We start from the raw sequence: 18,703 nt of genomic DNA, 5'->3' as shown, positions 1-18,703 counted from the left end.
GGTGCCGTTTCGTCGATCACCCCCCGATCCTAGTCAGGGCAACCAGGAAACGTGCCCCTTGAGCAGCGAATACCCGACGAACGACACGAAGTCGAACAGCGTGTGCGCGGCGACCAGCGGCCACAGCCGGTTGGTCTTCTGCCACAGCCGCCCGAAGACCAGGCCCATGATCAGGTTACCGACGAACCCGCCGAACCCCTGGTACAGGTGGTACGACCCGCGCAGCACGGCGGCGCCGAAGACCGCGGTGTTCTCCCGGACGCCGAGCTGCCGCAGCCGCGTCAGCAGGTAGCCGATGACCAGCACTTCCTCGGCGAAGGCGTTGCCGAACGCCGAGAGCGTCAACGTGATCGGCCGCCACCAGGTGTCGCCCAAAGTGGACGGTTGCACCGCCAGGCTGAACCCGAGGTGGTAGGAGACGAAGTACAGCGCCAGGCCGGGGATGCCGATCAGCGCGGCGAGCCCGGCGGTCAGCAGCGCGTCCCGGCCCGGCGACCGGCGGTCCAACCCGAGCTGCGCGACCTTGATGCCCGCGCGCCACAGCAGGTACAGCCCGAGCGCGCCCCAGCCGACCAGCTGTGCCGCCGAGAGCAGCTGCTTGAGCAGGTCGATCAGGCTCGCCGCGGCCTGCGGCACGTTCAGCTGCGTCTGCTGCTGGGCCAGCGGCACCGGCTGCAGCAGCGAGTCCACAAGGGACAGCAGGCTGCGCACGCCCGACAGGCCCAGCGTGATCCCGAAGACGATCAGCAGCTCGAGCTTGATCGCGCGGCGCTCGGCCGGGTCCTCGGTCGTCCCGGGGAACTCGGGGCGGGCCGGGGCCAGCCACGATCGCGCGGTGAACGTCATGGACGCACGCTACCTTCGGGGTATGCCGAGGAGCATCGCCACCAACGAAACCGTCGACCGCGCCGCGCTGGTCGAGTTCCTGTCGACCCGCCACCGCGCGATCCTGCTGACCACGAAGGCCGACGGCGGCCCGCAGCTGTCGCCGGTCACCTGCGGCGTCGACGCCGAGGGCAGGCTGGTCGTCTCGACCTACCCGAAGCGCGCGAAGGTCGTGAACGTCAAGCGCAACCCGAAGGTGTCGGCCTGCATCCTCTCCGACGAGTGGAACGACCAGTGGGTGCAGCTGAACGGCACCGCCGAGGTGCTGGACATCCCGGATTCGGTCGAGCCGCTCGTGGAGTACTTCCGCGCCATCTCCGGCGAACACCCGGACTGGGACGAATACCGCGAGGCCATGGTCAAGCAGGGCAAGAGCATCATCCGCGTGACGATCGAAAGCTGGGGCCCGATCGCCAAGGGCGGCTTCCCCGCCGAGCTAGCCTGACCGCCCGCGCAGGAACGGGCAGCCGACGAGCCGTCGCAGCTCCGACGCGAGCTGCGACGGGTTCTCGACGGACTTCGAGAACGCCAGCCGCACGTCGTGGTCGCCGGCGTCGGACTCGACGCGCAGCCGCAGCCCGAACCGGTCGAGCCCGAGCGGGCGGATCCGGCCGCCGCGCAGCCCGGGCGGCAGGTGCTTCGCCAGCTGCTCGACGACGTCGGAGTGGTCGCTCTCCAGGTGCCGCAGCCACTTGGCCTCGTAGTCGTGGAACGGGTCGGGCGGCGCGGCGCTGAACATGTGCGGGCGCAGCGAGTGCGTGCCCTCGGCGTCGGCGAGCACGAGCGACGCCGGGGTGAGCCGCAGCAGGGTGACGCCGTGGCCGACGTCGAGGAGCCGTTCGTCCGGCCGCGTCTCGGCGATCGCCACCGCCCGCGCCCGGGCCGAAACCGGCGCGAGCGGCCGCAGCCAGCCGGTGATCCACAGCAGCCCGCGGATCGGCTCCCGCAGGTCGACCGGCGCCTGGTCGGCGAGCTCGACCATCACGGCCAGCTCGCCGCGCTGGGTCTCCTTCGCCGCGCGGACCATCGGGTGGTCGTCCGGCAGCAGCACGCTGACGCTGCCGCTGTGGTGCACGTGGTGCAGGAGCGGCACGACGCGCTCGCCGCCCGAGTCCACGCGATCGCAGCTGGGCAGCAACGACGCGGGGCCGTTGCGGGTCGCGATCGTCTTCGCGCGCTCGGCGGGGTTCGGCGCCGGCGGGCGGCGGACGGATGTGGGTGCCTCGGTCACGGCTCACCTCCTACTTAGGTGAGCCTAACCTGAATTCGACGGTCTGGGAAGGCGCGGCGGTCACGTCGCTTCCGGTGACCGGGGCATCCGGTAACGCCGGTGCCCACTTTTTCGAAAAGCGGGTGACAACCCGACCCCCTGGGGGTTCCGCGTGCCGATCGTCCCGGTCCCCGAGCGCGTCCGCGCTTTCGAACTCGACCCCGCCATGCCGTCCGGGGCCCTGCCGATCTTCGGCGAGTACCTCGACCGCCTGGGTCGCGACACCGCGAACCGGCGGCTGGTGGCCGGGTTCTTCGTGGTGTTCGGGATCGCCCAGTTCGTCGCCGGCGCCGGCGTGGCGCTGCCGGTCGGCACGTTCGCGCTGGCCGGCGCGATCGAGGCGTGGTGGCTCTACCGCGCGCACGCCCACGTGCCGGAGACGCGGCTGAAGCGGGAAGCGTTCCGGCAGGTGGACATCACCGCCGACGGCCTGGTCGCGGCCGGCCGGACGGTCGGCGTGCGCCTGCCGGACGGCCGGTGGCTGCGCGTCCGCCTCGACGAAGCGCACCGGTTGCTGGTCGCCGGGCACCGGCGCGTCTGGCTGCTGGGCCGGAGCCCGAAGGTGTTCGTCGGCTTCTCAGGCGTGGTGCGCGTCCGCCGCGCCGGGATCCACGACACGCCGCCGCCGGGTGCAGTGCCGGTCCCGGAACCGGCCGGGTCCGTGTCGCCGAGGCTCGACCCCGTGCTGGCCGCCCACCGCCGCCAGCTGGCCCGCGACCTGCGCACGACCGCGGCGTTCCTGCTGGTGCTGGCCGGGTTCGCGGTCTGGGTCGCGCTCGGCTTCCCGGTCGTGGCCTGGCTCGCGTGGACGTTCGGCGCCGGCGCGCTCCTGGCCGCCCTCGCGGCCGTGTCGCGCGCGATCGCCCACCGCAGGCCCCTCCCCGAGGACCACTGGACGGAGCTGCGAGCGGTCCTGGACGGCCCGGTCCGCATCAGCCGGCACGGCGCGGCGCGGCTCAGCGGCCTGACCATGCTGGCCGACGGCCGCGTGATCCGGTTCCGCCTCCCGAAGGCGGACCCGTCGATGGCCGCGAACATCGCGGCCACGGGCCGGCTGTGGATCGCGGGGGTCCCCCGGCCGGGCGCGGCCAAGACGGGCCTGCCGGGCTACCCCGTACTCGGCACCGTCTGGCTCGGCTGAGCCGGCGTCCGGTCACGGCGGGGCAGCAGCAACGGCGTCGCCAGCGCGAGGACGCCGGCGATCCCGATCGCCCCGCGTGTGCCGGTGAACCCGGCCAGCACGCCCCACACCGCGGTCAGCGTGGCGATGGCCGCCTTCGTGCTGACCGACCACGCCGAGAGGGTCCGGGCGACGCGGTCCGCCGGGAGCTGCTCGAGCCGGTAGGTCGCGAGCACCGGGTTGAAGACGCTGCAGCTGACGATCAAGCCGAATTCGACGACCATGACGTACCCCAGCCCGGCCGCGCCGGGCGGTATGAAGGCCAGCGCGAGCAGCCAGCACGCCCGCACCGCGCCGGCCGTCACCAGCACCGGGTGCCGCCCGAACTTCGCGACGAGCCGCGGGGTCAGCCGCGAGCCGGCGAGCCCACCGAGGCACGGGACGGCGAACGCGAGCCCGTACTGCCACGGCGTGAACCCGAGCTGGTTCAGCATGAGCACCGCGAGCAGCGGTTCGGTGCCCATGACCAGGCCGTTGAAGACCATGGCGTTGAGCAGCAGCGGCCGCAGTCCCGGGTGCGCCAGCAGGAAGCGCCAGCCATCGGCGAGATCGCGCAGGCGCAGCCGGTCGGCGGTGCGCGGGCGCGGCTCGCCCCCGCCGATCGCGCGGAGGCCGAGCGCGGAAAGCAGGAAGCTGACGGCGTTGGCGACCACCGACGTCACCGGCCCGAACAGCGCGAACGCCGCCCCGCCGAGCGGCGGGCCGAGCGCGGTGGCGGTCCAGTTCGTGGATTCGAAGCGGCCGTTCGCGACGAGCAGGTCTTCCGGCGGCACGAGTCCCTTGAGGAACGCGCCGCTCGCGGAGGTGAAGGTGATGTCCGCCGCGGCGACGACCACCGAGACGGCCAGCAGCTGGGCGAAGCTCAGCGCCCCGAGGGCGTAGGCGGCCGGCACGCTGATCAGCGCGGCGAACCGGACCAGGTCCATGCCCACCATCACCGGCCGCTTCCGGCGGCGGTCGATCCACGGCCCCAGCGGCACGGCGACGAGCGCGCCGACGGCCGGCCCGACCGCGGCCAGCGCCGAGACGGCCGTGGGCCCGGCGTGCAACACCAGGATCGCGAGCATGGGGAAGGCCCCGAAGCCGAGCCACGTCCCGAACGCGCTCACGGCGTAAGCCGACCAGAGCCACCTGAACCGCGGCCCCAGCGACCGCCCGCGCACCACGCCGGAGATCAAAGCCGGGAACGGCCGCGCGCGGCAAACAACCGACGCGGCGGCGAGCCACAACGCCGCGTTGTGAATCTAGAGTCGGTCGCCGTGGACCTCGACGCCGTGCGCACCTTCGTGGCCGCCGTGGAGGCGGGCCGGTTCCAGGACGCCGCCACCGACCTGTCGATCACGCAGCAAGCCGTCTCGAAGCGCATCGCCGCGCTGGAGCGGTCACTCGGCGCGCGGTTGTTCACGCGCACCGCCCGCGGCGCGGTGCTCACCGGGGACGGGACAGCTTTCCTGCCGCACGCCCGCGAACTGCTGGCGGCCGAGCAGCGCGCGCTGGCGTCGGTGCGCACCGGGCCGCTGCGGGTCGACGTCATCGGACGGCGGCTGTGCCCGGCCACCTTGCTGCGCGGGTTCCACGAGGCCCACCCGGAGGTCGCGCTCGAGGTCGCGACCCTGTTCGACACCGCGATCACGGCGATCCGCGACGGCTCGATCGACGCCTCGTTCCGCGCGGTCGTCACGCTGCCCGAGGACCTCGACGCCCAGTGGGTGCTCGACGAGCCGATCCAGCTGCTGTGCGGCCCCGCGCACCCCCTGGCGGACGTGGCGTCGGTGACTCCGGCCGACCTGGCCGGACGCCGGATCCGGCTGCCCGGCGTGGTGCCCGGAACCGAGTGGGGCGCGTACTACGCCGAGTTCGCGGCCGCGTTCGGCCTGTGGATCGACGCCGCCGGGCCGAACTTCGGCATCGAGGTGGTGCTGGACACGATCGCGGAGTCGGCCGAGGTGGCGACGTTGGTCGGCGCGGGGAGCCGGGTGCTGTGGCCGCCCGGGTACGACCTGCGGCGCGTGCCGATCGAGGCGCCCGTGCCGGTGTACCCGCATTCGCTGGTGTGGCGCCGGGGCAACGCGCACCCCGGGCTCACCGCGCTGCGGCGTCACCTCGCGGAGAGCGAGCGTGCCGCCGGCGCGTGGCGGCCGAGCTGGGCCGCCTGACCCAGCGACTTCCGCGTCGCTCGAGGTCCTCGCGCACCTCCGGCCGGGCCGTGCGCGACTCGCGCTGCAGCCTGCGGCGTTCGCGCGCGACCGCGTGGCTTCGTTCCAGCCGTTCGCCAGCGCCTGCATCGCCACTCCGGACGACTTCGACTTCACGAGCACGTCGACGCAGTGCCCGGCGACCGACCGTCCGGAGTAGGCCTTCGCGGCCTCTTGGACTATTCCGGCCGCTCCCCGCTCCGCTGCCGGAAACACCTTCATCGGGCCGCGGAACGGGGCGGGGACGGTAATTGCGGAACTTGACTATCCCTTGGGGCCGCGCCGCGACCACGTCCACGCGTAGCCGGGGTCTTCCGACGCGTCGGCGGCTTCGCCGAGCTCCAATGGCGCGAACGTGTCGACCATGACCGCCGTCTCGTCGAAGAACTCGGCGCCGATCGACGCCTCGGCGGCGCCCGGCTGCGGGCCGTGCGTGAAGCCGGACGGGTGCAGCGACAGCGAGCCGATCCCGATCCCGGAGCCCTTTCGGGCCTCGTAGTTGCCGCGCACGTAGAACATCAGCTCGTCGGAGTCGACGTTCGCGTGGTTGTACGGCACCGGGATCGCGCCTTCGTGGTAGTCGACCTTCCGCGGGCAGAAGGAGCAGACGACGAAGTTCGGGCCCTCGAACGTCTGGTGCACGGGCGGCGGCTGGTGCACGCGGCCGGTGATCGGCTCGAAGTCGTCGATGTTGAACACCCACGGGTAGAGGCAGCCGTCCCAGCCGACGACGTCGAAGGGGTGCGTCGCGTAGGTGTAGCGGGTCAGCCCGGCGCGGTGCCGCACCAGCACCTCGACGTCCTCGCCGTCTTCCAGCAGCGGCTCCTCCGGCCCGCGGATGTCACGCTCGCAGTACGGCGAGTGCTCCAGGAACTGCCCCTTCGCGGACAGGTAGCGCTTCGGCGGCCCGATGTGGCCGCGCGCCTCCAGGGTGAAGAGGTTGACCTCGCCGTGGGGGACGACCCGGTAGGTGCACGACGTCGGGATGACGACGTAGTCGCCGTCGCCGACCTCCAGGCGGCCGTAGATCGTCTCGAAGGTCGCCGAGCCGCCGTGGACGTAGAACAGCTCGTCGCCGGCCGCGTTGCGGTACAGCGGGCTGGGCGCGGTCGCCGTGACGAACCCGATGGTGACGTCGTTGTTGCCGAACAGCCGGCGCCGGTCGGTCACCGCGTCGGCCTCGCCGCCGAACTTGAGGTCCTGAGTCCGGAACGCCCGCGGCTTGAGCGGGTGGTTCGGGGTGAGCGACCCGCGGTCCTCCTCGACCGCGACGGCGTCGACGATCGCCGTCGGCAGGCCGCGGTGGTAGAGCAGCGCGGAGTCGGCGGAGAAGCCTTCGACGCCCATCAGCTCTTCGGCGTAGAGCCCGCCGTCCGGCTTCCGGAACGCGGTGTGCCGCTTGTGCGGGATCTCGCCTACTCGCCGGTAGTGAGGCATCGACGTCCCCTTCTGACGTGTCCGTTGTGCGAACGATTTTGTCCTGATGTCGTACGCTACTAGCGTGTCAGTCGTGTCAAGCGCTGTGGAACTCACGCCACCCGGCCCCCGTGGAATTCCTCCCCTGTTCGCGAGGCTCGTCGACGACTCGGCGCTGTTCCCTCCGGTCGGTGCGGCCATGCCCGAAGCGCTCCGTGCGCACTTCGCGAGCCGGGACTCCGAACACGCCGGTGTACTGGGGGTTTTCCTCTGCCAGGCGTCCAGGCTGCCCGAGCTCATCACCGAGCTGATCAAGATCAAGCCGAAGCAGCCGCTGCCGCTTTCGCTGATCATCGACACCGGCCTCGGCGGCGTCCCGAAGGCCATCTCGATCGTCGAGTCGCGCAGTGAGCTGCTCGCGCTCCGGATGGTCGAGATGCCCGCGCCGTCGGACGTCGACGAGGTGTGGCTCGAGCGCGTCTCGGAGTTCGTCCCCGAGGACGTCATCCGGGTGGTCGAGCCGCGGCGCGGCGTCGGCTGGCTCGACGGCGTCCGCAAGGTGATCGAGCACGGCAGCTGGCCGAAGATCCGCTGCGGCGGCCAGGCGGGCGAGAACTTCCCCAGCGTCGACGAGGTGGCGGACTTCCTCGCCGTCGTCAGCGGGTCCACCGGGGCGTCGTTCAAGGCGACGAACAGCCTGCACCGCGCGGTCCGGCACACCGACCCGGACACCGGGTTCGTGCACCACGGCTTCCTGAACCTGCTCGTGGCCTCCGCGCGCAGCCTCGCCGGCGGCGACGTCCGGGGAGCGCTGGAGTCGACCGACGCGCAGGCGCTGGCCGACGAGGCCCGTGCGCTGTCCGAGCCGGCGGCGAAGGCCGTCCGGGCGCTCTTCGCCTCCTACGCGGCGGCGTCGTTCGAGCAGCCCGTGCGCGACATGGGCGAACTCGGCTTGCTGTGACCAGCCGGGAGGGGTCGCTGACGCTCGACCGGGGCTTGGCGCTGCTGCAGGCGGTCGCCGACGCCGGTGGGGACGCGGCGACCATCTCCGAGCTGGCGGTGGCCATCGGGGCCAGCCGCGCGGCCGTCTACCGGCTGCTCGTGCCGCTGTCCGAGCGCGGGCTGGTCTGGCGCGACGGCACCAAGGTGCGGCTCGGCGTCGGGCTGCTCAGGCTGGCCGGGCAGGTGCTGCCGCAGCTGCGGGACGCGGCCGGTCCGGTGCTGCGCGAGCTGGCCGAGAAGGTCGGCGCGACCGCGCACCTGTCGGTCGCCCAGGGGACGCAAGCGCTTGCGGTGGCCGTCGTCGAGCCGTCGTGGACCAGTTTCCACGTCGCCTACCGGGTGGGCAGCCGGCATTCGCTGACCGCCGGAGCGGCGGGCAAGGCGATGAGCCTGCGGCCGGGCGGCGACGGCTGGGTGACGTCGACGGGTGAGCTGGAGGCGGGCGCCTCCGGCGTCGCGGCGCCGGTGCGCGGGGTGCCGGGGCTGCGGGCGAGCGTCGGCGTCGTCTCGATGGAGCCGCTGAAGGCGGCCGAAGTGGGCCCTCAGGTCGTCGCGGCCGCTACCCGGCTGGCCGGCATCCTGAAGGCGGACGGCTAACGCAGCGGCCCGACCATCGTCAGCAGCAGGGCGACGTCCACGGTGAACAGCAGGCGTTCGAAGAGGCCGAGCGTGACGTCCTCCTGGGCCGGCCCGAGGACGAGCGTCAGGACGAACCCGGCGAGCACCACGCCGACGCTGACGAAGCTCGCCGCGGCCAGCCGCCGGATCGTCGTCCGGCGAGGTTCCCATGGGCAGCGCTCGCGGCCCTTCCTCGTCAGCACGAACGCGGCCGCGGGCAGCGCGACGAACGCCGTCAGCGCGGCGATGTTGTGGATCTGCCCGGCCGGCGAACGCGCCTGCCCGTCCGGGTCGACGGGCACGAGCCCGCACACGAGCAACCCGGCCGACCAGACGGCGAGCAGCACGCAGACGGTGGTGGTGCCGGGACGGTGGGCCTTGGCGATGCCCGCGAGCAGCGCCACCGAGCCGAGGGACAGCGCCAGGCACATGACGCTGAACAGGGGAGCGGCCGACGAGGTGCCGAGCTTGCCGTAGACGTACTCCGACAGCGTCTGCCAGATCGGGCTGACCTGGCCGGACAGCCGCAGGTGCAGGGCGATCGAGATGGCCACGGCGAGGCCGATGCCGCCGAGTGCGACCCGGCCGTGCAGCGGCGAGACCGCGCTCGAGGGCTTGTTCACCTGGTGCTCTCCCTTTCGTTTCCGAAAGGTTACCCGGCGAACCTGTGAAAGATCGGTCAGAAGGCCAGCTGGAGCAGGGCGAACGCGGCGAACCCGGCGAACCCGAACCCGGCGCAGCGCTGGATCAGCTTCGGCCGGATCCGGCTGCGGAGCTTCGCGCCGATGAACACGGCGAGCCCGGCGACCACGACGAGGGCGCTGAAGGCGCCGATACCGACGGCGAACGGGTTGCCGATGCGGGCGGCGAGGCTCGCGGTCGCGAGCTGGGAGGCGTCGCCCCACTCGGCGGCGAAGAGCACGCCGAACGACGTCATCGCCGAGCGCGTGAAGGACAGCGCCGACGGGCCGGTGCGCGAAGCGTCTTCGCCTGCTTCGTCGGCTTTGCTGAATCCCTCGCGAAGAAGCATGAAAGAGCCGATGCCGAACATCGCGGCGACGACCAGCGAAAGGACTACGTCCGGCAACAGCGTCAACACGCTGCCGAACGCGACCGCTATGACGCACTGCACGGCGAACGCGACGCACACCCCGGCGAAAACCGGCCAGCCGCGGAAACGGGTGGTCAGCACCAGCGTGGCGACGAGCGTCTTGTCCGGCAGCTCCACGGCGAGGACCAGGCCGAACGCGCTGAGCAGCGCCACCATAGCGGTAGTCATGAGTATTGTTTCGCCCCTTTCACTGCAACGATAAAGGGGTACTCGGGAAAGTAGCAAGCTCATGGCTTGCGCGAAATTGCCTGATCGGCGGCCAGAATTTGCCGTCCCGGGGTGGCACACAATTTTCTTCGGCATGCCGAATTTTTGGTTGTGGCCTGCGGTAGGTTGACCGGCATGGGGTCACAGTCGCGTGCCGCGCAGGTCGAAGAGGTCATCCGCCGGTTGGAAGCTCACTACGTCTTCCCGGACGTCGCCGAGAAGCTGGCGCAGGTGCTTCGCGCACGTCTCGACGAAGGCGCGTACGTGGACTTCGGCGACGCGGAGTTCGCGACGGCCGTCACAGCCGACCTGCAGTCGGTGAACGGCGACCCCCACCTGCGGCTGCGCCACCACGCCGACCCGGTGGCCGAGGACGGCGACGCGGAGTTCGCGTCCGAGGACTTCCGGCGGACGGCCGAGCTGGAGAACTTCGGGGTCGCGTCGGTGCGGCGGTTGCCGGGCAACGTCGGCTACCTGGACACGACCCTGCTCTACCCGCTCGACCTCTCGGCAACGGCGTTCGCCGCGGCGATGACGCTGGTCGCGCCGGCCGACGCCCTGCTGCTCGACGTCCGGCGCAACCGCGGCGGCGACCCGGAGACGAGCGCGTTCCTGCAGAGTTACCTCGTCGACAAGCGGACCCACTACCTCGACCTGTACGAGCGGGAAGGCCACCGCACGACCCAGCTGTGGACGCTGCCGTACGTCCCGGGGCCGAAGTTCGGCGGCACCAAGCCGATCTGGGTGCTCACCGGCCCGGCGACGTTCTCCGGCGGCGAAGACATCGCCTTCTCGCTGCAGCGACAGGGGCGCGCGAAGACCGTCGGCGAGCCGACCCGGGGCGGCGCCCACCCGCGTGAGCAGTACAAAGTGGACACCTACCTGGACGTGACGGTGTCGATCGCCCGCACGTACGACCCGGAGACGGGGGAGAACTGGGAGGGTACCGGCGTGTCGCCGGACATCCCGGTGGCCGCGGACGAGGCGTTCGACACCGCGTATGAGCTGGCCCTCCGGCACGTCCTCGACCTGGGCGACGCGGGCCCGCGGCGGGTCGTGGCGGAGGAGGCGCGGAAGGCGCTCGACCAGCGGTAGGACGTTGGTCCCGGCGCGAACGGGACCAGTTGATCTGGTTGCCTCACCAGGGCCGGAGCACGCTGGACCACGTGGAGGTCCTTGAGCTAGCGCGGTGGCAGTTCGGCATCACCACCGTCTACCACTTCCTGATGGTCCCGCTGACCATCGGGCTGTCGATCCTGGTCGCGGCGATGCAGACCCGCTGGGTCCGCACCGGCGAGCTGCGGCACCTGAAGATGACGAAGTTCTGGGGCAAGCTGCTGCTGGTCAACTTCGCGATGGGCGTGGTGACCGGGATCGTGCAGGAGTTCCAGTTCGGGATGAACTGGAGCGCGTACTCCCGCTTCGTCGGTGACGTCTTCGGCGCGCCGCTGGCGATGGAAGGGCTCGTCGCGTTCTTCGTCGAGTCGACGTTCCTCGGCCTGTGGATCTTCGGCTGGGACCGGCTGCCGAAGAGGGTGCACCTGGCGTGCGCGTGGGCGTTTTCGCTGGCCACGATGGCGTCGGCGTACTTCATCCTGGCCGCGAACTCGTGGATGCAGCACCCGGTGGGCGTGACGTTCGAGAACGGCAAGCCGACCATGAACTCGATCTGGGCGGTGCTGACGAACAACACGGCGCTGGCCGCGATCCCGCACACCCTGGCCGGCGCGTTCTCGGTGGCGGCGGCGTTCCTGGTCGGCATCGCGGGCTGGCACCTGTGGCGGCGTGGCTCGGATCAGGACGTGTGGCGGTCTTCGCTGCGCCTGGGCGGCTGGGTCGGCGTGGCGGCGTTCGCGGTCCTCGCGATCACCGGCGACACGCAGGGCAAGCTGATGTTCGAGCAGCAGCCGATGAAGATGGCGTCGGCGGAAGCGCTGTGCCACACCGAAAAGCCGGCGAGCTTCTCGATCATCGCGATCGGCGACGTCTCGGGCGCGAACTGCGAAGACGTCAAGACGTTCAACGTGCCCGCGTTGCTGTCGTTCCTGGCGCACAACGACTTCACGACCGAGGTCAAGGGCGTGGAGAACCTGGTGACGGAGTACCAGGCCAAGTACGGCACCAACTACCCGGACGACCCGGCCCTGGGCTCGCTGGCGGGCAAGCCGATCGACTACGTGCCCAACCTCCCGGTGACGTACTGGGGCTTCCGCATGATGATCGGCTTCGGAGCGGTCTCGGCGGGCATCGGCGTCCTGGCCCTGTGGCTGACCCGCCGCGGCCGCGTCCCGGGCACCCGCTGGTTCCCCTGGCTGGTCCTCGGCGGCATCGCGACGCCGTTCCTCGGCAACAGCGCGGGCTGGATCTTCACGGAGATGGGCCGTCAGCCGTTCGTGGTCGTCCCCAACCCCACGGGCGTCGACGGCGTGTGGATGTTCACCGCCCAGGCGGTCTCAAGGCTGACGACGGGCGAGGTCTGGACCTCGCTGATCGCCCTGACCACGGTGTACGCGGCCCTCGGCGTGGTGGAGGTCTACCTGATGCGCAAGTACATCCGCGGCGGCGTCGCCGCGGTGATGCCCCCACAGAAACAACCCGACAAAACCGGCGAAGACCCGCTCGCCTTCGCGTACTGAGGGGCGAAGAAATGCCAAAACCCCAGCTCAGCGGCTATGCGGCGACCCTTCCCGCCCCCACAGCAGCCCCCACCCTTCCCGGGGGGCGTCCCCAAACCCAGTGTATCGGTGCGGTCACTCTCGCGGGTTACCCACAGCAAATCTGTGGACAACTCGACCTGATGTGGATAACTCCTGGCTACCGGAGGGGTGGAGGAGTCCGATGACCCTCGAGATCGTCTGGTTCGTCGTCATCGCCTTCTTCTGGCTCGGCTACCTCTTCCTCGAAGGCTTCGACTTCGGCGTCGGCATGCTGCTGCCCGTTCTCGCCGAGGACAACACCGAGCGCCGCGTCATGGTCAACACCATCGGGCCCGTCTGGGACGGCAACGAGGTCTGGCTCATCGTCGCCGGCGGGGCCATGTTCGCCGCCTTTCCCGCCTGGTACGCCGGGCTGTTCTCGGCGGCCTACCTGCCGCTCCTGCTCGTGCTGCTCGCCCTCATCGGCCGCGGCGTCGCCTTCGAGTACCGCGGCAAGGTCGACTCCGACCGCTGGCGGCGCAACTGGGACCGCGTCATCGTGGCCGGCTCGTGGATCCCGCCGCTGGGCGTCGGCCTGATCCTCGCCACCACCGTCCTCGGCCTGCCGCTGGACGCCGAAGGCAACCGCGCCGGCTCCGCGTTCGCCGCCGTCCGCTGGGACACCCTGCTCGGCGCGCTCGCCATCGCCGCCTTCTCGATCACCCACGGCGCCGCCTTCCTCACCCTCAAGACCAGCGGTGACCTGCGGGAACGCGCGCGCGACCTGGCGCTCAAGCTGCTGCCGGTCGCGATGGTGCCGATGGTCACGTTCCTCTCGGTCGTCCAGTGGCGTGCCGGCACGCTGTGGACGCTGCTGGCCTTCGGGATCAGCGCCGTCGCCGCCGCCGTCGCCTGGCTGCGGCTGCGCGCCGACCGCGACGGGCAGGCGTTCGCCGCGCTCGGTGTCGTCATCGCCGGGGCCGCCGTGGTGATGTTCGGGTCGCTGTTCCCGGACGTCCTGCCCTCGACCCTCGACGCCGCCAACACGCTGACCATCGAGGGCGCCGCCTCGAGCCCGTACACGCTGACCGTGATGACGTGGGTCGCCGTCTTCGGCGCCCCCGCGGTGCTGGTCTACCAGGGCTGGACGTACTGGGTGTTCCGCAAGCGCATCGGTACGCAGCACATCCCGGCGGTCCAGGCACCATGACCGAACTTCCCGGACGCGCTCCCCTTCTCGCCTCGGAGTCCACAGTGGACTCGGCGCGGCCGGGAAAGGGCCCGCTCGGCGCGTTGCCGGCCCTCGTGCCGGCCGTGCGCCGAGCGCTGGCCCTGGTGGGTTTCCTGTCGTTCGTCCACGCCGCCGCGCTGGTGGCACAGGCATTCCTGCTCGCGGACGTCCTCGCGGCTATCGTCGGAGCAGGTTCCGGGGGACGCACCGCCCAGCTGGTCGCGCTGCTCGCGCTCGTCGCGACGCGCGCGCTGACCGGCTGGGCGGTGCGCACGGTCTCCGCCCGCGCCGCCGCGACCGCGCACCGCGAGCTGCGCGCGAAAGCCGTCGACCACGCGCTGCGCCTGGGGCCCGAGTGGATCGCCCGGCGCGGCCACGGCGAGCTGACCGCGCTCACCACCCGCGGCCTCGACGCGCTCGACGCCTACTTCCGCGAGTACCTGCCCGCACTGGTGACGGCGGCCGTCGTGCCCCTCGGTGCCGGCGCGGCGATCCTGTTCGCCGACTGGCCGTCCGGCGTGATCATCGCGCTGACCGTGCCGCTGCTGCCGATGTTCGCCATCCTCGTCGGCAAGTACACCGCCGACCGCGTCGCCGGCGCGACCGACGCGACGCACCGGATGTCCGAGCGGCTCCTGGAACTCGTGCGGGTGCTCCCGGTGCTGACCGCGTTCCGCCGCGCCGAGGCGCAGGCCGAGACCGTCCGGCGGCTGTCCGAACGCCACCGCCGCGCGACGCTCAAGACGTTGAAGGTCGCCTTCTCCTCGGCGTTCGTGCTGGAACTGGTCGCGACGCTGTCGATGGCGCTGGTCGCGGTCGTCATCGGCGTCCGGCTCGCCGGCGGTCAGTTGCCGCTGGCCATCGGGCTCGGCGTGCTGATCCTCGCGCCGGAGTGCTACCAGCCGCTGCGCGCGGTCGGCGCGGCGTTCCACGCCAGTGAGGACGGCGTCGAAGCTGTCCGGCGCGTCGCCGACCTGCTCGCGCTGCCCGTGCCTGCGGCGGGGACCGCGGTCCCCGCGCGGGGCGAGGTGCGCGTGTCGGCCCTCCGGGTGGCGCGACGCGGCGGGTTCGCCCCGGACGGCGAGTCGTTCACGGTCCGGCCCGGCGAGACGGTCTGGCTCCGCGCCCCCAGCGGCGGCGGCAAGTCCACGACGTTGTCGGCGTTGCTCGGCTTCGTCCCGGCGCACGACGGCGCCATCACGGTCGGCCCCACGAACCTCGCCGACGCCGACCTCGCGCGCTGGCGCGAACAGGTCGCGTGGGTACCGCAGTCACCGGTGTTCACCGGCGGGACGGTCCGCGAAGAGGTCGGCTCCGCCGGCCCGGTGCTCGCCGAACTCGGGCTGGCCGGGCTCGCCGACCGGCCGGTGGCCCAGCTGTCCCAGGGGCAGCGTCAGCGCGTCGCCGTCGCCCGGGCACTGCACCGGATCCACGAAGGTGCCTGGCTGTTGCTGCTCGACGAGCCGACCGCCCACCTCGACGAAGCGAGCGCCCGCCTGGTGCTCGACGCGGTGCGGCGCGCCGTCGACAACGGCGCCGCGGCGGTCATCGCGGCCCACGAGCGCACCGCCGCGGTCGACCTGCCGTCCGAGGCCCCGGCCGTCGGTGCGGCGTCCACAGTGGACGAGGCCGGTACGCCGCTGCGGTGGCGCGCGCTCCTCGACGGACGGCTCTTCGGCGGCGCCGCGCTGGGCGCGCTCGCGCTGCTGGCCGGGGTGGCGCTCACGGCGACGTCGGGCTGGCTCATCGCCAAGGCGTCCCAGCAACCGCCGATCCTGACGTTGACCGTCGCGGTCGTCGGCGTCCGCGCGTTCGGGCTCGGCCGCGCGGGCCTGCGGTACGTCGAACGCCTGGTCACGCACGACGCGGCGTTCCGGATCGCCGGCCGCCTCCGGGTGCGGCTGTGGAATTCGCTGGTCCGGCTCGGGCCGGCGCGGAGCCGGCGCCCGGGCGAGGGGCAGCGCCGCCTGGTCGGCGACGTCGACACCGTGCGCGACCTCCTGCCGCGGGTGGTGTCGCCGCCGCTGGTGGTGGCCCTGGTCGCGGCCGGGGCGATCGCCGTCCAGACCTGGGTGCTGCCCGCGGCCGGGCTGACGCTCGCGGCGGCGGTGGCGCTGGGATTGTGCGCGCCGTGGGTGGCCCTGCGCGCCGAGCGCCGAGCGACGTCGGCGCTGGCAGCGGGCCGCCGTGAGGTGGCCACGCGGGTCTTGGTGGTGTTCGAAGCGGCGGCCGAGCTGCTCGCGTTCGGGAAGGCCGGTGACCACCGCCGCGCGCTCGCGGACGCGGACACCCGCCTGGTGACGCAGGCGCGTCGCCAGGCGTTCGGCGCGGGCGCGGCGGAAGCCCTGGTCACGCTGGCCTGCGGAGCGGCGGCGGTCCTCAGCACGGCCCTCGCCGCGGCGGCGGTCTCGGCCCGGCAGCTCGACCCGGTCCTGGCGCCACTGCTGGCCCTGGTGCCGCTCGCGCTGGCGGAGGTCCTGGCGTTGCTCCCGCCGGTGGCCCAGCACTGGGACACGCTGCAACGCGCACGTCGCCGTCTCGCCGACGTGCCGGAAGGGCCGTCCCCGTCGCGGGCGACGACGGTGGCCCTGCGGGGAGCGGACCTCGGCTGGCCGGGCGGACCGCTGGTGCTTCACGACGTCGACGTCGACCTGGCGCCGGGCACGTACGCCGCGGTGGTCGGCCCGAGCGGCGCGGGCAAGTCGACGCTCGTCGCGGCGCTGCTGGGCTTCCTCGCACCACGGCGAGGCGTGGTCGAGATCCCCGAGGGCGTGGCCTGGGCACCCCAGGAGCCGATGCTCGCGGCGACGACGATCGCGGAGAACCTGCGCCTGGCCCGCCCGACGGCGACCGAGGAGGAGCTGCGCGAGGCGTTGCGCGCAGCGGCGTTGACCGACGTCTCGCCGGAGACGCTGCTCGGCAGCGGCGGCACCGGGTTGTCCGGCGGCCAGGCGCAGCGGGTGGCGTTGGCGCGGGCGCTGCTCGGGGCACCGTCGGCGGGGCTGGTGTTGCTGGACGAGCCCACCGCGCACCTGGACGAAGCGACGGCCCAGGCGGTGCGCGCGCACCTGCGGGAGGCCTTGGCGGGCCGGACGGTGGTGCACGTGACGCACCGAGCCGAGGAGGCCGCCGGCGCGGACGTGGTCCTCGAGGTCCGCGACGGCCGGGTCGTCACCCGGGTGCCGGTCCCGTGATCGATTCCCGCTGTGTCCTTGCCGCGCCGCCACCCCGCCGCGCGATAATGGCGGAACTCATGGATCCGACGCTTGCCGCGCGGGCGCTGTCCGCGGCCACAGAGATCACGAGCACCGCCCTGTCCGGCGACGACCCGGGAGCGGTGCTGGACACGGTCGTGGCCCGGGCAGCCGAACTCGCCGACGCCGACCTGGGCCTGGCGATGGTGAGCACGGACGACGGCCGGGTGGTGGTCGAGGCCGCCCACTACGCCACGGCCCACCCGACGAGGGACGGCAACGGCCGCCCCGGCACGGGCACGCCGACAACCGCCGCGGGCCTCGGCGCTCGGCACGCACCGGAAGGTGCCGAGCGCACCGGCGAGCCACGGGCAACACTCGGCGACCCGACCGGCTCCACCGCACCGGCGGGCGATGCGCGCCTCAGCGACTCGGACCGGCCATCCGCCAGCTTGGACTCCGACACCCGCGCCAGCTCGGCCGCCGGCGACGGTGCCCGGCTGTCTGGCGGACCGGACTCGGGCACGAACGCGGGCTCGGCTGCCGGCGACGGCGCTCGCCCGTCCAGCGGTCCGGACTCCGGCACCCCAGACCCCGGCACGCGCGCCAGCTCGGCCGACGGCGACGGCGCCCAGCCATCCGGCGGCCCGGACTCCGGCACGAACGCGGGCTCGGTCGCCGCCGGCGATGGCACGCAGCCGTTCGCCGCTCCGGAGTCGACATCGCTTTCCGGGACACCCTCCGCCGGTGAGTCGCTTCGTGGCCTCACCCTGCCCGCCGACTCCGCGGCCGGTCAGGTGGCCCGTGGTGGCGAACCCGTCTCCAGCGAAGACTTCACCGTCGACCCTCGCACCGCGCCCTTCGTGCCCGTCGAACTTCACGGCTACGGGCCCTTCGCGGCCGCGCCCTTTGGTTCTGGGGGGCGGGTTCTCGGGTCGCTCACCGTCTACCGGAAGCGAGGCCGGGAGCCCTTCTCCGCCGGGACCGTCGAGATGCTCGTCGCCTTCGCCGCGCAAGCCGGCGTTGTTCTCGCGCTTGCCGAAGGCGCCAACGCCCGCCACCGGGTCGCGCTCTACGAAGAGCGGGAGCGCATCGCCCGCGAGCTGCACGACGTCATCGTCCAGCGGCTCTACGGTGCCGGGATGCAGCTCGACCGCGTCCGGCGCAACATGCGCAAGCGGTTCGCCCAAGCCGATGGAGCCCGGCTTTCCGACGCCATCGACCAGCTCGACCAGACCATCGAGGAAATCCGGGGCACCGTGCGCGCGCTGCGCTCACCGGAGCCTCGTCACGACACCGGCACGCCCACCGACCTCGCCGAGTCCGCGCGCGGTGAAGTGCGCATCGCCGGCGAGCTGCTCGGTTACCCGCCGACCCTCGAGCTGTCCGGCGAATTCGCTGACATTCCCGCGGAACGCGCCGACCACATCCGGGCCGCTCTGCGCGAAGCACTGTCCAATGTGGTCCGGCATTCCGGCGCGAGCGAAACCCGCGTGACGCTGACCAGGGACTCCGGCGGCGTCAAGCTGCGCGTCCGGGACAACGGTTCCGGCGTTCCCCAAGGTGTCGCCACCCGTGGCCTGCGTCATCTCGCCGAGCGCGCGGACGCCGCGGGCGGGAAGTTCTTCCTCAACTCCTCGCCCAGCCTCGGCACCCTCGTCGCGTTCGATCTGCCCCTCGACTGACTCGGTCTCATCCTTCTCGGGTCATCCAGCCTCCCTTCCACGCCCTCGGCTTTGATCTTACCGAGACTTCGAA

16 protein-coding genes and 1 pseudogene are annotated in these 18,703 nt (G+C 72.5%); 11 read left to right on the top strand and 6 right to left on the bottom strand.

Going from position 1 to position 18,703, the window contains the following annotated elements; genetic code table 11:
• Nucleotides 1-33: 33 nt before the first annotated feature.
• A complete protein-coding gene (locus DV20_RS39725; protein ID WP_043788709.1) occupies nt 34-846 on the bottom strand; it encodes a CPBP family intramembrane glutamic endopeptidase in 813 nt (270 codons plus the stop codon).
• Nucleotides 847-868: 22 nt separating this feature from the next.
• Between DV20_RS39725 and DV20_RS39720 the strand changes: the two genes are divergently transcribed.
• Nucleotides 869-1,330: a PPOX class F420-dependent oxidoreductase gene (locus DV20_RS39720; protein ID WP_003076947.1), complete on the top strand. Its 462-nt coding sequence runs from the start codon at nt 869-871 to the stop codon at nt 1,328-1,330.
• Here DV20_RS39720 and DV20_RS39715 read toward each other — a convergent pair.
• Entirely contained in the window at nt 1,322-2,116 is a 795-nt protein-coding gene (locus tag DV20_RS39715) for a DUF2470 domain-containing protein (protein WP_043788707.1), read from the bottom strand. The genes DV20_RS39720 and DV20_RS39715 overlap by 9 nt on opposite strands.
• Before the next feature lie 151 nt (nt 2,117-2,267).
• On the opposite strand from DV20_RS39715, the gene DV20_RS39710 reads away from it, so the two are divergent.
• Nucleotides 2,268-3,296, top strand: coding sequence for a hypothetical protein (locus DV20_RS39710; RefSeq protein WP_043788705.1), 1,029 nt, complete (start codon nt 2,268-2,270; stop codon nt 3,294-3,296).
• Here the strand turns inward: DV20_RS39710 and DV20_RS39705 are convergent.
• The gene (locus DV20_RS39705; RefSeq protein WP_043788845.1) at nt 3,263-4,501 is read right to left on the bottom strand and encodes an MFS transporter; all 1,239 of its coding nucleotides are present in this window, start codon (nt 4,499-4,501) and stop codon (nt 3,263-3,265) included. The genes DV20_RS39710 and DV20_RS39705 overlap by 34 nt on opposite strands.
• 93 nt (nt 4,502-4,594) lie before the next feature.
• Here DV20_RS39705 and DV20_RS44530 point away from each other — a divergent pair, with 93 nt between their 5' ends.
• Nucleotides 4,595-5,491: a LysR family transcriptional regulator gene (locus tag DV20_RS44530; protein WP_084093894.1), complete on the top strand. Its 897-nt coding sequence runs from the start codon at nt 4,595-4,597 to the stop codon at nt 5,489-5,491.
• Between the two features lie 303 nt (nt 5,492-5,794).
• On the opposite strand, the gene DV20_RS39685 is transcribed toward DV20_RS44530, so the two are convergent.
• Nucleotides 5,795-6,967, bottom strand: a complete 1,173-nt coding sequence (locus tag DV20_RS39685; protein ID WP_043788701.1) for a homogentisate 1,2-dioxygenase — start codon at nt 6,965-6,967, stop codon at nt 5,795-5,797.
• An 85-nt stretch (nt 6,968-7,052) separates the two neighbouring features.
• Between DV20_RS39685 and DV20_RS39680 the strand changes: the two genes are divergently transcribed.
• Nucleotides 7,053-7,907, top strand: a complete 855-nt coding sequence (locus tag DV20_RS39680) for a hypothetical protein (protein WP_268747477.1) — start codon at nt 7,053-7,055, stop codon at nt 7,905-7,907.
• Complete coding sequence (locus DV20_RS39675) at nt 7,904-8,545, top strand: IclR family transcriptional regulator (RefSeq protein WP_043788699.1); 642 nt, start codon at nt 7,904-7,906, stop codon at nt 8,543-8,545. The genes DV20_RS39680 and DV20_RS39675 overlap by 4 nt, the downstream gene beginning before the upstream one ends.
• Here DV20_RS39675 and DV20_RS39670 read toward each other — a convergent pair.
• The gene (locus DV20_RS39670) at nt 8,542-9,189 is read right to left on the bottom strand and encodes a DUF998 domain-containing protein (RefSeq protein WP_043788697.1); all 648 of its coding nucleotides are present in this window, start codon (nt 9,187-9,189) and stop codon (nt 8,542-8,544) included. The genes DV20_RS39675 and DV20_RS39670 overlap by 4 nt on opposite strands.
• Before the next feature lie 56 nt (nt 9,190-9,245).
• A complete protein-coding gene (locus DV20_RS39665) occupies nt 9,246-9,833 on the bottom strand; it encodes a TMEM165/GDT1 family protein (protein ID WP_043788695.1) in 588 nt (195 codons plus the stop codon).
• Nucleotides 9,834-10,019: 186 nt separating this feature from the next.
• Between DV20_RS39665 and DV20_RS39660 the strand changes: the two genes are divergently transcribed.
• The 6 genes and pseudogenes from DV20_RS39660 (at nt 10,020) to DV20_RS47110 (ending at nt 18,630) form a co-directional block, all read left to right on the top strand.
• Complete coding sequence (locus tag DV20_RS39660; RefSeq protein ID WP_043788694.1) at nt 10,020-10,979, top strand: S41 family peptidase; 960 nt, start codon at nt 10,020-10,022, stop codon at nt 10,977-10,979.
• A gap of 71 nt (nt 10,980-11,050) precedes the next feature.
• Nucleotides 11,051-12,520 (top strand): cytochrome ubiquinol oxidase subunit I, encoded by a 1,470-nt coding sequence (locus tag DV20_RS39655; protein ID WP_043788844.1) that lies wholly within the window; start codon nt 11,051-11,053, stop codon nt 12,518-12,520.
• Nucleotides 12,521-12,722: 202 nt separating this feature from the next.
• Nucleotides 12,723-13,730 carry a cytochrome d ubiquinol oxidase subunit II gene (cydB, locus tag DV20_RS39650; protein ID WP_043788692.1) on the top strand — a complete coding sequence of 336 codons (1,008 nt, stop codon included), beginning with the start codon at nt 12,723-12,725 and terminating at the stop codon, nt 13,728-13,730.
• Nucleotides 13,727-16,945, top strand: a complete 3,219-nt coding sequence (gene cydC, locus DV20_RS39645; RefSeq protein ID WP_051736320.1) for a thiol reductant ABC exporter subunit CydC — start codon at nt 13,727-13,729, stop codon at nt 16,943-16,945. Before cydB ends, cydC begins: the two co-directional genes overlap by 4 nt.
• A 59-nt stretch (nt 16,946-17,004) precedes the next feature.
• A pseudogene (locus tag DV20_RS44525) lies at nt 17,005-17,217 on the top strand (GAF domain-containing sensor histidine kinase); the annotation flags it as partial.
• Nucleotides 17,218-17,397: 180 nt separating this feature from the next.
• Entirely contained in the window at nt 17,398-18,630 is a 1,233-nt protein-coding gene (locus DV20_RS47110; protein WP_407638377.1) for a GAF domain-containing sensor histidine kinase, read from the top strand.
• The last annotated feature ends 73 nt before the right edge of the window (nt 18,631-18,703 follow it).

Origin of the sequence: Amycolatopsis rifamycinica (genome assembly GCF_000695625.1) — a bacterium.
GTDB classification, from domain to species: Bacteria; Actinomycetota; Actinomycetes; order Mycobacteriales; family Pseudonocardiaceae; genus Amycolatopsis; species Amycolatopsis rifamycinica.
Note: the sequence above shows the minus strand (reverse complement) of the source record. Positions and strands in the feature narration are given on the sequence as shown.

What these genes read in the sequence shown, in the direction of transcription:
- cydB (WP_043788692.1), top strand. Translation starts at nt 12,723, where the DNA reads ATGACCCTCGAGATCGTCTGGTTCGTCGTCATCGCCTTCTTCTGGCTC.
- DV20_RS39725 (WP_043788709.1), bottom strand. Translation starts at nt 846, where the DNA reads ATGACGTTCACCGCGCGATCGTGGCTGGCCCCGGCCCGCCCCGAGTTC.
- DV20_RS39660 (WP_043788694.1), top strand. Translation starts at nt 10,020, where the DNA reads ATGGGGTCACAGTCGCGTGCCGCGCAGGTCGAAGAGGTCATCCGCCGG.
- cydC (WP_051736320.1), top strand. Translation starts at nt 13,727, where the DNA reads ATGACCGAACTTCCCGGACGCGCTCCCCTTCTCGCCTCGGAGTCCACA.
- DV20_RS39665 (WP_043788695.1), bottom strand. Translation starts at nt 9,833, where the DNA reads ATGGTGGCGCTGCTCAGCGCGTTCGGCCTGGTCCTCGCCGTGGAGCTG.
- DV20_RS39685 (WP_043788701.1), bottom strand. Translation starts at nt 6,967, where the DNA reads ATGCCTCACTACCGGCGAGTAGGCGAGATCCCGCACAAGCGGCACACC.
- DV20_RS39720 (WP_003076947.1), top strand. Translation starts at nt 869, where the DNA reads ATGCCGAGGAGCATCGCCACCAACGAAACCGTCGACCGCGCCGCGCTG.